General features: G+C 70.3%; 9 protein-coding genes. 5 read left to right on the top strand and 4 right to left on the bottom strand.

The genetic code is table 11. From position 1 onward, the window contains the following. Nucleotides 1-42 precede the first annotated feature (42 nt). Both ABB34_RS11385 and pbpC read left to right on the top strand, forming a co-directional pair. Complete coding sequence (locus tag ABB34_RS11385; RefSeq protein WP_057641477.1) at nt 43-4,944, top strand: alpha-2-macroglobulin family protein; 4,902 nt, start codon at nt 43-45, stop codon at nt 4,942-4,944. A gap of 79 nt (nt 4,945-5,023) precedes the next feature. Continuing rightward, nucleotides 5,024-7,381 (top strand): penicillin-binding protein 1C, encoded by a 2,358-nt coding sequence (gene pbpC / locus ABB34_RS11380; protein WP_057641447.1) that lies wholly within the window; start codon nt 5,024-5,026, stop codon nt 7,379-7,381. 118 nt (nt 7,382-7,499) lie between these two features. Here the strand turns inward: pbpC and ABB34_RS11375 are convergent, their stop codons facing one another. Both ABB34_RS11375 and ABB34_RS11370 read right to left on the bottom strand, forming a co-directional pair. Next, nucleotides 7,500-8,078: a ferritin-like domain-containing protein gene (locus ABB34_RS11375; protein ID WP_057641446.1), complete on the bottom strand. Its 579-nt coding sequence runs from the start codon at nt 8,076-8,078 to the stop codon at nt 7,500-7,502. A 28-nt stretch (nt 8,079-8,106) separates the two neighbouring features. After that, nucleotides 8,107-8,589: a peroxiredoxin gene (locus ABB34_RS11370; RefSeq protein WP_057641445.1), complete on the bottom strand. Its 483-nt coding sequence runs from the start codon at nt 8,587-8,589 to the stop codon at nt 8,107-8,109. A gap of 204 nt (nt 8,590-8,793) precedes the next feature. On the opposite strand from ABB34_RS11370, the gene ABB34_RS11365 reads away from it, so the two are divergent. Then, nucleotides 8,794-9,690 (top strand): DnaJ C-terminal domain-containing protein, encoded by an 897-nt coding sequence (locus ABB34_RS11365; protein ID WP_057641444.1) that lies wholly within the window; start codon nt 8,794-8,796, stop codon nt 9,688-9,690. Nucleotides 9,691-9,849: 159 nt separating this feature from the next. Here ABB34_RS11365 and pilH read toward each other — a convergent pair whose 3' ends face one another. Next, the gene (gene pilH / locus ABB34_RS11360) at nt 9,850-10,233 is read right to left on the bottom strand and encodes a twitching motility response regulator PilH (protein ID WP_057641443.1); all 384 of its coding nucleotides are present in this window, start codon (nt 10,231-10,233) and stop codon (nt 9,850-9,852) included. A 96-nt stretch (nt 10,234-10,329) separates the two neighbouring features. Then, nucleotides 10,330-11,325, bottom strand: a complete 996-nt coding sequence (locus ABB34_RS11355) for a YhdH/YhfP family quinone oxidoreductase (protein ID WP_057641442.1) — start codon at nt 11,323-11,325, stop codon at nt 10,330-10,332. Nucleotides 11,326-11,456: 131 nt separating this feature from the next. On the opposite strand from ABB34_RS11355, the gene hflK reads away from it, so the two are divergent. After that, complete coding sequence (gene hflK, locus ABB34_RS11350; protein ID WP_057641441.1) at nt 11,457-12,566, top strand: FtsH protease activity modulator HflK; 1,110 nt, start codon at nt 11,457-11,459, stop codon at nt 12,564-12,566. Continuing rightward, on the top strand, nt 12,563-13,426 hold the full coding sequence (gene hflC / locus ABB34_RS11345) for a protease modulator HflC (RefSeq protein ID WP_057641440.1): 864 nt from the start codon (nt 12,563-12,565) through the stop codon (nt 13,424-13,426). Before hflK ends, hflC begins: the two co-directional genes overlap by 4 nt. Nucleotides 13,427-13,441: the final 15 nt, after the last annotated feature.

Raw genomic sequence — 13,441 nt, 5'->3', positions numbered from 1 at the left:
CGCGGGCGGCGGCTATACTCGCCGCGTCCGCAGGAGAACGCCATGATCGACAGGAAGTGGAAGCACATGCGCTGGGCCGTCATCACGCTGCTGGCGCTGGCAACGGTGGCCGGCTGCAAGCGCAACGAAACCGGCCAGCTCCCCGGTGCCAGCGGCGAGGCGATCCAGGCCAAGCAGGAAGAGGTCAAGGGATTCGCGCTGGTGCGCACCTGGCCGGACCAGAAGGGCGGCGAGCTGGCGCTGGCGGTGGAGTTCTCCCGGCCGCTGGTCGGTACGCAGGACTTCGACAAGCTGCTGCGCTTCGAGGAGAAGGTCGGCACCGAGGACAGCAGCTGGTCGCTGTCCGACGACGGCAAGACCCTGCGCTACCCCTACGTCGAGGCGGCAAAGGATTACACCCTGATCGTGTCGGCCGACCTGCTCGCCGCCGACGGCAGCCGCCTCGGCAAGGACGTGCGCCAGCAGGTGTTCACCGGCGAACTGACGCCCGCGGCCGGCTTCGCCTCGCAGGGCAGCGTGCTGCCGGCGCGCGACAGCCGCGGCCTGCCGGTGGTGTCGGTGAACGTGCCCGAGGTCGACGTCGAGTTCCTGCGGGTGACCGGGAAGAACCTGCCGGCGTTCTTCAGCCAGTACCAGCGCGGCGGCCGCCGCGGCAGCTGGGAGCTGGACAGCGACTACGGCAACCACACGCCGATCTCGCAGCTGGCCGAGCCGGTCTACGTCAACCGCTTCGTGCTCGGCGGCAAGCCCAACGAGCGGATGCTGACCTACCTGCCGATCCAGGACGTCAAGGAACTGCAGCAGCCGGGGCTGTACTTCGCGGTGATGAAGCGCACCGGCAGCTTCGACAACGAGTACGACACCGCGTTCTTCACCGTCAGCGACATCGGCCTGCACACCCGCGCCTACAAGGACACGCTGTTCGTGCACACCGCCTCGCTGGCCAGCGGCGCGGCGGCGAAGAAGGTGGACCTGCGGGTCATCGACGCCAAGGGCGAGACCATCCTCAAGGGCCAGACCGACGCCAACGGCAACGCGCTGCTGAACTACACGCTCGACGCCGGGCACGTGCTGGTGGCCGCCAGCGGCAGCGATACCACGATGCTGCCGTTCAACCAGCCGGCGCTGGACCTGAGCGAATTCGCCGTGGCCGGGCGCCAGAACGCGTGGTTCGACGTGTTCGCCTGGTCCGGCCGCGACCTGTATCGCCCCGGCGAGACCGTGCGCGTGTCGGCGCTGCTGCGCGACAACGACGGCAAGCCGGTCAAGGCACAACCAGTGTTCCTGCGCCTGAAGCAGCCCGACGGCAAGGTGTTCCGCGAAACCCGGCTGCAACCGGGCGAGCAGGGCTATTTCGCGTTCGAGCAGGCCATTCCCGCCGAGGCGCCGACCGGCCGCTGGCAGGTGGAATTCCGCACCGACCCGGCCAGCAAGGAGGCGGTACAGGGCATGACCCTGCGCATCGAGGAATTCCTGCCCGAGCGCATGAAGCTGGACCTGGACAGCGCGCAGAAGACGCTCAAGCCCGGCGAGCCGCTGAAACTGCAGGCCGATGCGGCCTACCTGTACGGCGCACCGGCCGACGGCAACCGCTTCACCGCACGGCTGGCGGTGGCGGTGGAGCAGCACCCGGTCGAGTCGATGGCCGGCTGGTTCTTCGGCGACCCCACCGTGGAGCTGCCGCGCGAAGCCAACGACGTCATCGATACCACCCTGCCCAAGGACGGCAAGCTGCGTGAAGACATCGCCCTGCCCGAGGAAACCGGCAAGGGCACGCCGGTGGCGGCGGTGGTGTCCGGCAGCGTCTACGAGACCGGCGGCCGCACCGTCACCCGCACGCTCAAGCGCGTGCTGTGGCCGGCGCCGGCGCTGGTCGCGGTGCGCCCGCTGTTCAGCGACGCCGACGGCGCCGACGCCAATGCCAACGCGCGCTTCGAGCTGCTGCGCGTGGATGCCGACGGCAAGCCGCAGCCGGCCAAGGGGCTGAAGGTCACCCTGGTGCGCGAACTGCGCGACTACCACTGGAGCTTCAACGACAACCGCTGGGACTACGACTTCACCCGCCGCTTCGAGAACAAGGAAACCCGCACCCTCGACGCCGGCGAGACGTCGGTGAAGTTCGATTTCCCGGTGGAGTGGGGCGAGTACCGCGTCGACGTGTTCGACCCGGCCACCGGCCTGACCATGCGCTACCCGTTCCGCGCCGGCTGGAGCTGGAACGACGACAACCGCGGCCTCGACGCGCGCCCGGACAAGGTCAAGCTGGCGCTGGACAAGACCGGCTACAAGGCCGGCGACACGCTCAAGGTCACGCTGACCCCGCCGCACGCCGGCCGCGGCGTGCTGATGGTCGAAAGCGACGAGATGCTGTACGTGCAGGACATCGAGGCCAAGCCCGGCAGCACCTTCGAGATCCCGGTCACGCAGGACTGGGAGCGGCACGACGTCTACGTCACCGCGCTGGTGTTCCGCGGCGGCAGCGCGCCGAGCAGGATCACCCCCGCACGCGCGGTGGGCGTGGCGCACGTGCCGATGGAGCGTGGCAACCGCCGCGTCGAGGTGGGCCTGGTCGCGCCGAAGCAGATGCGTCCCGAGCAACCGATGGCGGTGACCGTCAGCGTGCCGGAACTGGCCGGCAAGCCGGCGCACGTCACCGTCTCGGCGGTCGATGTCGGCATCCTCAACATCACCCGCTTCCCGGTACCGGATGCCCCTGCGCATTTCTTCGCGCAACGGCGGCTGGGCGTGGATGCCTACGACATCTACGGCCGCGTCATCGAGAGCTTCGAGGGCAACAGCGGCAAGCTCAAGTTCGGCGGCGACATGGCCCTGCAGGCGCTGCCGCAGGCCAAGCGGCCGACCGCGCGGGTGCAGACCGTGGACCTGTTCTCCGGCCCGGTGAAGTTGGACGCCAAGGGCAATGCCCGCATCGAGCTGCCGGTGCCGGATTTCAACGGCACGCTGCGCGTCTCGGCGCTGGTGTATGCGGACGACCGCTACGGCAACCGCGACGTCGAGACGCTGGTGCGCGCGCCGATCCTGGCCGAGGCCAGCATGCCGCGGGTGATGGCGCCGGGCGACCGCAGCACGGTGACGCTGGACGTGCAGAACTTCACCGGCAAGCCGGGCGAGTTCAGCGTGCGCGTGGATGGCGAAGGCCCGCTGGCGATCGGCGAGGCCTCGCGCAAGGTGCAGCTGGCGGCCGATGCCAAGCAGACCCTGAGCTTCCCGCTCAGCGCGCAGGAGGGCTATACCGTCGCCAAGGTGCGGGTGCGCGTGGACGGCAACGGCTTCAAGGTCGACCGCCGCTACGACCTGCCGGTGCGCGCGGCATGGCCGCAGGTGCTGCGCGCGCAGACCCGCACGCTCGACCCGCTGGCGCCGGTCACGCTGGACAGCGGTTCCGCCAGCGGGATGATGGCCGGCTCGGTCAACGCGCGCATGCTGGTCAGCGCGTTGCCGCCGATCCCGTTCGCCAGCGCCCTGCAGGGCGCGTTGAATTACCCCTACGGTTGCGCCGAGCAGACCACCAGCAAGGGCTATGCCGCGCTGCTGCTGGACGAAGCCACTTCGACGATGCTCGGTGCCGACGGGCTGGACGCCAAGGCCCGCCGCGAGCGCATGGAGGGCGCGTTTGGGCGGCTGGCCTCGATGCAGGTGGCCAACGGCAACTTCTCGATGTGGGGCAACGACGACTACGTCAACCCGGCGCTGACCCCGTACATCGCCGAGTTCCTGCTCGACGCCAAGGACGCCGGTTTCGCGGTGCCGGACAACGTGCTGCAGAAGGCGTTGAACCGGATCAGCGAGGACCTGCTCAGCGGCGGCAACCAGTTCTACGGGCAGGATCGCCGCGACGCGTTGAAGTTCGCCAACCAGGCGTATTCGGGCTACGTGCTGGCCCGCGTCAACCGCGCCCCGCTGGGTACGCTGCGCGCGCTGTACGACAACGAGCGCGACAAGGCGGTCACCGGCCTGTCGCTGGTGCACCTGGGCATGGCCTTGTCGTTGCAGGGCGACGGCAAGCGCGGGCAGGCCGCCATCGCCGCCGGCTTCGCCAGGGACGGCAGCGACCGCCCGGCGTACTTCGGCGACTACGGCAGCCGGCTGCGCGATGACGCCCTGATGATCGCGCTGCTGCACGAACGCGGCCTGTCCAAGCCCGCCTACGACGCCCGCGCGGTCGCGCTGGGCCGCGAGCTGGATGCGCGCCGCAACAGCGGCTGGCTGTGGCTGAGCACGCAGGAGAAGGTGGCGCTGGCACGGTTGGGCAAGGCGTTGATGGCCGACCAGAAGAAGCTGGTATCCGGCGAACTGGCGGTGGGCGGCGAGCGCGAGGCCATCGGCGAGCGCAAGGCGTTCGCGCGCGTGTTCGATGCCGCGCAGCTGGCGCAGGGCGTGCGCTTCGCGCCGCAGGGGCAGGCGCCGATGTTCGCCAGCCTGGAAGTGGCCGGCATCCCGCGGCAGGCACCGGCGCCGGACAACAGCGTGATCGGCATCGAGCGCGCCTGGTACACCACCGACGGCAAGCCGTGGACGCCGCGCCCGCTGAAGGAAGGCGAGGCGCTGATCGTGCGGTTGAGCGTCACCGCCAACACCGCCATGCCCGACGCGCTGCTGACCGACCTGCTGCCGGCCGGGCTGGAGATCGAGAACTTCAACCTCGGCGATGCGAAGCAGTGGGCCGACGTGGTGGTGGACGGCATCCGGGTCAGCGACCGCTCCGGCGAAGCCGACGCCCGCCACGAGGAGTTCCGCGACGACCGCTACGTGACCGCGCTGAACCTGCGCCGTGGCCGTACCGCGCGTGTGTTCTACCTGGTGCGCGCGGTTACCCCCGGCACCTACACCGTGCCGCCGCCGCTGGCCGAGGACATGTACCGCCCCGAGCTGCGTGGCGTGGGGCGCTCCAACCCGAGCACGATCACCGTCGTGCAGCCATGACGACAGGGCGCGGGAGAAAAGCCCCTCTCCCCCCGGGAGAGGGGTTGGGGTGAGGGGCGAACGCAGCCATCATGCGGAAATGCAGGCAAAGCCCCGGCTTCTGTCCCGCTTCCTGCCCTGGCTGCGTTGGGGCACGGCAGCGCTGCTGACGCTGCTGCTGGTCCTCGACCTCGCCTTCCCGCCACCACTGCCGCAATCGCGTGACACCAGTACCCTGGTCGTCGCCCGCGACGGCACCCCGCTGCGCGCCTTCGCCGATGCCGAGGGCGTGTGGCGCTACCCGGCCGATGCGGACGCCATTTCCCCGCTGTACCTGCAGGCGCTGCTGACCTACGAAGACCGCTGGTTCTGGCGCCACCCCGGCATCAACCCGTGGGCGCTGCTGCGCGCCGGCAAGCAGATGCTGCGCGAACGCCGCATCGTCTCCGGCGGCTCCACCCTGACCATGCAGGTGGCGCGCATCCTCGACCCGCATACGCGCACGCCGTGGGGCAAGCTCAAGCAGGTGCTGCGCGCGCTGCAGCTGGAAGCGCACCTGGACAAGACGCAGATCCTCGACCTGTACCTGGAACGCGCGCCCTATGGCGGCACCATCGAAGGCGTGGAGGCGGCCAGTTGGGCCTACCTCGGCAAACCGGCGGCGCGGTTGTCGCATGCCGAAGCCGCCTTGCTCGCGGTGCTGCCGCAATCGCCCAGCCGGCTGCGCCCGGACCGCCACCCGGAAGCCGCGCGGCAAGCCCGCGACAAGGTGCTGGCGCGCATGGCCGACCTCGGCGTGTGGTCGGCCGAGGAAGTCGCCGACGCGCGCATCGAGCCGGTGGTGACGCGCTCGCTGCGGCAACCGCTACACGCGGCACTGCTGGCGCAGCGGTTGCGCAGCCAACAGCCGCGCGCGGCGCATATCGAAACCACGCTCGACAGCGGCCTGCAGCGCACGCTGGAGGAACGGGTGGCCGCGTATTTCTCGCAACTGCCCGAGCGCACTTCCGCCGCGCTGCTGGTGATGGACAACGCCACGCTGGAGGCGCGCGCCTACGTCGGCTCGGTCGCGTTCGGCGACAAGCAACGGCTGGGCCACGTGGACATGGTGCAGGCGTGGCGCTCGCCCGGCTCCACGCTCAAGCCATTCCTGTATGGCATGGCGCTGGACGACGGCCTGATCCATTCCGAAAGCCTGCTGGTCGATGCGCCGCAGAGCTTCGGCGGCTACCGCCCGGGCAATTTCGACGCCGCGTTCAACGGCCCGGTAGGCGCGGCCACCGCGCTGCGGCTGTCGTTGAACGTGCCGGCGGTGGACCTGCTCGACCGCGTCGGCCCGTCGCGCTTCGCCGCGCGCCTGAACAATGCCGGCATCAAGCTGCGCTTCCCGCGTGGCACGCAGCCGAACCTGGCGCTGATCCTCGGCGGCACCGGCGCGCGGCTGGAGGACCTGGTCGGCGCCTTCGCCGCGCTCAACCGCGAGGGCATCGCCGGCCGCGTGCGCTACACGCCGGACGATCCGCTGGTCGAACGCCGGCTGGTGTCGCCGGGTGCGGCGTGGATCGTGCGCGACATCCTCGAATCCAATCCGCGCCCCGGCTACGGCGCAGGCACCTTCGATACCGGCGGCCGCCCGCCGGTGGCGTGGAAGACCGGCACCAGCTACGGCTACCGCGATGCCTGGGCGATCGGCGGTACCCGCCGCTACACCGTCGGTGTGTGGGTGGGCCGCCCCGACGGCACGCCGCTGCCCGGCCAGTACGGCGCGGTCACCGCGCTGCCGCTGATGTTCGAGGTGATCGACAGCCTGCCGCGCCAGCCCGGCGACGCTGCCGCGCGCGCGATGCCGGCCAGCGTCGGCGAGGTGGAGGTGTGCTGGCCGCTGGGCATCGCCGCCGCGCGGACGCCGCCGGCGATGTGCCAGAGGCGGATGCAGGCGCTGGTGCTGGACGAGGCGGTGCCGCCCACCTTCGCCGAGCGCGAGGCGCGGCTGTGGCAGTCGGGCCGGGTGCGTTTCGAGGTCGATGCGCGCAGCGGGTTGCGGGTATCGGCTGGATGCGAGGGACATGCGCAACGCGCCGAACGCGAACTGGCGCGCTGGCCGGCGCTGGCCTCGCCGTGGTTGTCGCAGGCGCAACGGCAGGCACAGCGCCTGCCGCCGCTGGCGCCGGGGTGCCCGCCCGACGAACGCGGCAACGACGGCGTGCTGCACGTGGATGGCCTCAACGACCGCGCCACGCTGGCGCGCGCGCCCGGCGCCACGCATGGCCCGCGCCTGCAACTGCGCGCGCTGGGCAGCGAGGCGACGGTGGAATGGCTGCTGGACGGGCGCTGGATCGCGCAGACCCAGGGCGCGCGCGGCTTCGTGCGCGACTTCGACGAACCGGGCGAGCACGTGCTCACCGCGCTGGCCGCCGATGGCGCGTGGACGCGGGTGCACTTCCGCGTGGTGCGTTGAGCGGCGCGGCGCCGTAGGTGCGGGGCTTGCCCCGCACGCTTTCCGTGACCGGTGATGGGAACGGCTCCGTGCCGGGCAAGCCCGGCACCTACGAAAGCATTCGTTGGCGGCGGCGTTGCTACTCGCCGATCCAGCCCTCGAGCATGTCGGCGAAATCGTCGGCGTGCTCCTCCTCCTGCGCGAGGATGTGTTCGAGGATGCGCTTGGTGGTGGTGTCCTTGTCGCCGACGAAGTTGATCATCTCGCGGTAGCTGTCGATGGCGATGCGCTCGGCGACCAGGTTCTCGCGCACCATGTCGCGCAGGTTGCCGCCTTCCTTGTATTCGGCGTGCGAGCGCGCGGTGAGCGTGTCCGGGTCGAAGTCCGGTTCGCCGCCCAGTTGCACGATGCGCTCGGCCAGCATGCCGGCGTGGGCCTGCTCCTGCTGCGCGTGCTCCAGGAACTCGGCCTTCACCGCGTCGGCGAGCATGCCCTTGGCCATGTAGTAGTGGCGGTAGTAGCGCAGCACGCACACCCACTCGGTGGCCAGCGCGTCGTTGAGCAGCTTGACCACCGCCGTACGGTCGGCGCTGTAGGTCGGGGTGACCGCGCCGTCCTCGATGCGCTTGCGGGCATTGGCGCGCAGGGTCCTGCGGTCGCTGATGCCGGCCGGGCCGGTGGCCTTGGCGGTGGTCCTGGTGGGAGAGGGCTTGCTCATGGCTGGCTGCTCCTTGGGTCGGGAATCGCTATTCGGGGAGATGGGCGAGCATGTATTCGGCCGAGGACACCTCGAACTTGCCCGGCTCCTCGACATGGATGGCGCGGACGGTGCCGTTCTCCGCATACAGCGCGAAGCGGCGGCAGCGCATGCCCATGCCCGAGCCGCTGGCGTCCATTTCCAGCCCCAGCGCGCGGGTGAAGTCGCCGTTGCCGTCGGACAGCATCTGCAGCCCATCGGGCACCGACTGCGCCTGCGCCCAGGCCTGCATCACGAAGGGGTCGTTCACCGCCATGCAGTACACCTCGATGCCGCGGCCACGGAACTGCTCGAAGTGCTCGACGAAGCCGGGCAGGTGGCGCGCCGAGCAGGTGGGCGTGAACGCGCCGGGCACGGCGAACAGCACCACCTTGCGGCCGTCGAACAGGGCGTGCGTGTCGATGGTTTCCATGCCCTCGCGGATGCGCTTGAGGGTCACTTCCGGAATGGCGTCGCCGACGTGGATGGTCATGGGGGGCTCCTGGGTCTGGGTGCAGTCTAGTGGTCGGGTGCAAGGGTGGCGTCAACGGCTTGAAAAGACCGCCTTCACGCAGCATTTTCCGGCATGGGGGCGAGGCCGGCGCCGCGACCGCTAGAATGGCACTCCTGTGCTTGCCGAACATGTGGCGGCCATCGTCGCGGGGCGATCGACCCGACTTTTCCGAAAGGTGTCTGGATGGAATTCAAGGATTACTACGCGACGCTGGGCGTCGAACCCACGGCCGGCGACGCCGAGATCAAGACCGCCTACCGGCGGCTGGCGCGCAAGTACCACCCGGACGTGAGCAAGGAAGCCGGCGCCGAGGAGCAGTTCAAGGCGGTCAACGAAGCCTACGAGGCGCTGCGCGACCCGGCCAAGCGCCAGGCCTACGACCAGCTGCGCGCGCGCGGCTACCGGCCCGGCGAGGAGTTCCAGGCGCCGCCGGATTTCGGTGGCGGGCAGGGCTTCGACTTCGAGGAGGTGTTCGGCGGCGGTGGCGCCGGCGGCGGTTTCAGCGACTTCTTCGAGAGCCTGTTCGCGCGTCAGCGCGGCGGCCGCGCGCGGGGCGGCTTCGACGGTTTCGGCGGCAGCGCCGGCCCGCAGCCGCCGCGCGACACCCGCGCCAAGCTGTCGGTACCGCTGGAGGCCGCCTACGCCGGCGACTCGCTGCGCATCAACGTCGATGGCCGCCAGCTGGACGTGCGCGTGCCCAAGGGCATCCGCCCGGGGCAGGTGATCCGGCTGGCCGGGCAGGGCAGCGGCGGCGGCAACCTGATGCTGGAAGTGGAATACGCCGCGCACCCGCAGTTCGAGGTCGATGGCCGCAACATCCTTTACACCCTGCAGGTGACGCCGTGGCAGGCCGCGCTGGGTACCGGCATCAGCGTGCCGACCCTGGGCGGGGCGGTGGAACTGAAGGTGCCGGCCGACTCGGACAGCGGCCGCAAGCTGCGCCTGCGCGGCCGCGGCCTGCCGGGCAAGCCCGATGGCGACCAGATCGTGGAACTGGAGGTCGTCGCGCCGGTGGCGACCAACGAAGCGCAGCAGAAGGCCTACCGCGCGCTGGCCAAGGCCTTCGGCGAGAAGGTGTAGGTCGGGGCTACGGCCCCGATGGCGATGGGCAGGACGCGTCGGGGGCGTAGCCCCGACCTACGACTGCGTAGGTGTGGGGCTTGCCCCACACGGGGCCCTCCCGGGAAAGCTTCATGCGGGGCAAGCCCCGCATCTACAGGATCAGCCCGTTCGTACGGGTCAGGCGGCCGGTGGCTCGCCGCCCTCGAACACCCGCGCGATCACTTCGGAAAGATCGCTCTCCGAGAACGGCTTGGTGATGTAGGCCTTGGCGCCCTGGCGCATGCCCCACAGGCGGTCGGTGTCCTGGTCCTTGGTGGTCACCAGCACCACCGGGATGTGGGTGGTGCTGGCCTCGCGCTTGAGCGTGCGCGTGGCCTGGAAACCGTTGAGGTTGGGCATCACCACGTCCATCAGCACCAGATCGGGCAGCACCGCCTTGGCCGCTTCCACGCCGGCCGCGCCATCGGTGGCGGTGAAGGTCTCGTGCCCCAGTTTTTCGACGATGCGCTGGATGCCCAGCAACTGCGATGGCGAATCATCGACGATCAGGATGCGTGCCATGGTTCTCCCCAAGAATTCTTCCCCAAGAATCCGGGCAGTGTAGGCCGCTGCCGTGGCGGCGTGAAGCCGCTTGCGTCACGCTGCGTGCAACCGGCTTCAGTCGATCCTGACCACGGTGCGGCCGAACGACTGCCCGGCCAGCATCGTGGCGAACACGTCCGGCAGTTCGGCCAGCCCGACCTCGCGGGTGCACACGGTGTCCAGGTGGCGCGGCTTCCAGTCGTCGCCCAGGTGCCGCCAGACCTGCTCGCGGATGTCGCGCGCGGTGCCGGCCGAGGCCACGCCCAGCAGCGACACGCCGCGGATGATGAACGGCATCACCGTCATGTCCAGCTGCGCGCTGGCGGCCAGCCCGGCCGAGGCGACGTTGCCGTAGGGCGCGGTCTGCGCCAGCAGGCTGGTCAGCATCGGCCCGCCGACGTTGTCCAGGCCGCCGCCGAAGCGCGCCGACTCCATCGGCCGGGCGGTGGCCAGCGCCTCGCGGCCCAGCACCTGCGTGGCGCCCAGCGTGGTCAGGTAGTCCCCGGCTTCGGCCTTGCCGCTGATCGCATGCACCTCGAAGCCGGCGCGGCTGAAGATGTCCACCGCCAGCGAGCCGACCCCGCCGGTGGCGCCGGTCACGGCGAGCGGGCCGTGCTCCGGCGCCTGCCGGTTGTCCTTCATCCGCAGCAGCGCCAGCGCCGCGGTGAAGCCGGCGGTACCCAGCACCATCGCCTCGCGCAGCGACAGCCCGGCCGGCAGCGGGATGACCCACTTCGCTTCCAGCCGCACGTATTGGCTGTAGCCGCCGTCGCGGGTTTCGCTCAGGCCGCAGCCGGTGACCAGCACCGCGTCGCCCTCGCGGAATGCCGGGTCGGTCGAGGCCACCACCTCGCCGGCCACGTCGATGCCGCCCACCAGCGGGAAGCGGCGCAGGATCTTGCCCTGGCCGGTGCCGGCCAGCGCGTCCTTGTAGTTCACCGACGACCAGCGCGCGCGTACCACCACCTCGCCGGGGCCGAGCTGGTCCAGCGTTACCTGCTCGATGCCGGCGCGGTAGCCGGCGTCGTCGTTGTGGATGCGGAAGGCGGGGAAGGACGGGGTGGCGGTCATGGCGTTGCCTGCGCGGAAGCGGGCCGATCAAGATAACCGTTGCGAAACGGCAGGTCCTGCCCCATCTAGTAGAATCGGGATTCGATTGACGGCCGGTTGTCCCGCACCCGGCCCTGACAGATGGAGCATGCATGGCCTGGAACACACCTGGCGGCAATGGCAAAGACGGCCCCGCCGACAACCGGCGCGGCGCGCGCCGGCCACGAGGCGGCAACGGCGGCGGATGGGGCGGCCTGCCCGGCCCGTTGCGCGACCTGTTCGACGGTGGCGCATGGCGCTGGGTGCTGGTGGCGCTGGCGTTGCTGATCCTGCTCTCCAGCTTCCAGCTGATCGGCGAACAGCAGCGCGGCGTGGTGCTGCGCTTCGGCCAGTTCTCGCGCATCCTGCAGCCGGGCCCGAACTTCAAGCTGCCGTGGCCGATCGAGTCGGTGACCAAGGTCAACGCCACCCAGATCAAGACCTTCAGCAGCCAGGTGCCGGTGTTGACCCGCGACGAGAACATCGTCAACGTCTCGCTGAACGTGCAGTACCGGGTCGACGACCCGCGCCTGTACAAGTTCGGCTCGGTCGATGCCGACCAGGTGCTGGAGCAGTCGGCGCAGAGCGCGGTGCGCGAGCAGGTCGGCCGCGCCGACCTCAATACCGTGCTGAACAACCGCGGCCCGCTGGCCGCCGCCGCCGAGCAGCGCCTGCAGGCCTCGCTGGAGGCCTACCGCACCGGCCTGTCGGTCACCGGCCTGACCCTGCCCGACGCCCGCCCGCCGGAGGAAGTGAAGCCGGCCTTCGACGAGGTCAACGGCGCCCAGCAGGTCAAGGAACGGCTGATCAACGAGGCCCAGGCCTATGCCGCCAAGGTGGTGCCGGAGGCGCGCGGCCAGGCCTCGCGCACCCGCACCACCGCCGAGGGCTACAAGCAGGCGGTGATCGCCCGCGCCGAGGGTGACGCCAGCCGCTTCAGCCTGCTGCAGGCCGAGTACCGGAATGCGCCGGAAGTCACCCGCAAGCGGCTGTGGCTGGAAACCGTGCAGCAGGTGCTGGCCGAGAACCGCAAGGTCATCGGCGGCGATGGCCGCCAGCTGATCTACGTGCCGATGCCGGCCGATGCCGCCAAACCGGGTGGCAATGCGGCGCAGCCGGCGCCCGAAGCGATGGTGCCGGCGCTGCCGGGCATCACCGACAGCATTCGCAACGCGGACCGCACGGTTTCGCGCTCGGCAACGCGTCAGGAGGCCGGCCGATGAAGAACTCCCTTGTTATCGGCCTGCTGGTCGTGGTGCTGCTGGGCCTGATGGGCTCGGTCTACGTGGTGCGCGAGGACCAGACCGCGATGGTCCTGAACCTCGGCAAGGTGGTGCGCGCGGACATCAAGCCCGGGCTGCACTTCAAGGTGCCGCTGGTGGAGACGGTGCGGGTGTTCGACCGCCGCTTCCAGGTGCTGGACACCGCCCCGGCGCGCTATTTCACCGCCGAGCAGAAGGACGTCAGCGTCGACTTCTTCGCCATCGGCTACATCTCCGACGTGCGCGCCTACTACCGCGCCACCGGCGGCGACGGCAAGGTCGCCAATGCGCGGCTGGCGCCGATCATCACCGACTCGCTGCGCAACCAGATCAACTCGCGCACCCTGCAGCAGCTGGTATCCGGCGACCGCAGCGAGCTGATCGCCAACCAGCTCACCGCGATCAACGAGGCGGTGGGGACGCTGGGCATGCAGATCGTCGACCTGCGCATCAAGCAGATCGACCTGCCCACCGACAGCCAGGTCATCACCGACGTCTACGAGCGCATGCGCGCTCAGCGCAAGCAGGAGGCGGCCAAGCTGCGCGCCGAGGGCGAGGAGCAGTCGCTGACCATCCGCGCCCAGGCCGACCGCGAGAGCACCGTGCTGGTGGCCGAGGCCGAGCGTGACGCGCAGCAGCTGCGCGGCGAGGGCGATGCCCGGGCCGCGGCGATCTACGGCAAGGCCGGCTCGGCCGACCCGGCGTTCTACGCGTTCTACCGCAGCCTGGAGGCCTACCGCGGCTCGATGACCGACGGCAACGGCGTGATCGTGCTCGACAAGAACGATCCGTTCCTGCAGTACCTGAAGAACGACCGCTGACGGAACGGCGGCTTT

Origin of the sequence: Stenotrophomonas daejeonensis (assembly GCF_001431505.1) — a bacterium.
In the GTDB taxonomy this organism is placed as follows: domain Bacteria; phylum Pseudomonadota; class Gammaproteobacteria; order Xanthomonadales; family Xanthomonadaceae; genus Stenotrophomonas; species Stenotrophomonas daejeonensis.
Note: the sequence above shows the minus strand (reverse complement) of the source record. Positions and strands in the feature narration are given on the sequence as shown.

Coding starts and splice junctions, on each gene's coding strand:
- ABB34_RS11385 (WP_057641477.1), top strand. CDS start 43: ATGATCGACAGGAAGTGGAAGCACATGCGCTGGGCCGTCATCACGCTG.
- pbpC (WP_057641447.1), top strand. CDS start 5,024: ATGCAGGCAAAGCCCCGGCTTCTGTCCCGCTTCCTGCCCTGGCTGCGT.
- ABB34_RS11375 (WP_057641446.1), bottom strand. CDS start 8,078: ATGAGCAAGCCCTCTCCCACCAGGACCACCGCCAAGGCCACCGGCCCG.
- ABB34_RS11370 (WP_057641445.1), bottom strand. CDS start 8,589: ATGACCATCCACGTCGGCGACGCCATTCCGGAAGTGACCCTCAAGCGC.
- ABB34_RS11365 (WP_057641444.1), top strand. CDS start 8,794: ATGGAATTCAAGGATTACTACGCGACGCTGGGCGTCGAACCCACGGCC.
- pilH (WP_057641443.1), bottom strand. CDS start 10,233: ATGGCACGCATCCTGATCGTCGATGATTCGCCATCGCAGTTGCTGGGC.
- ABB34_RS11355 (WP_057641442.1), bottom strand. CDS start 11,325: ATGACCGCCACCCCGTCCTTCCCCGCCTTCCGCATCCACAACGACGAC.
- hflK (WP_057641441.1), top strand. CDS start 11,457: ATGGCCTGGAACACACCTGGCGGCAATGGCAAAGACGGCCCCGCCGAC.
- hflC (WP_057641440.1), top strand. CDS start 12,563: ATGAAGAACTCCCTTGTTATCGGCCTGCTGGTCGTGGTGCTGCTGGGC.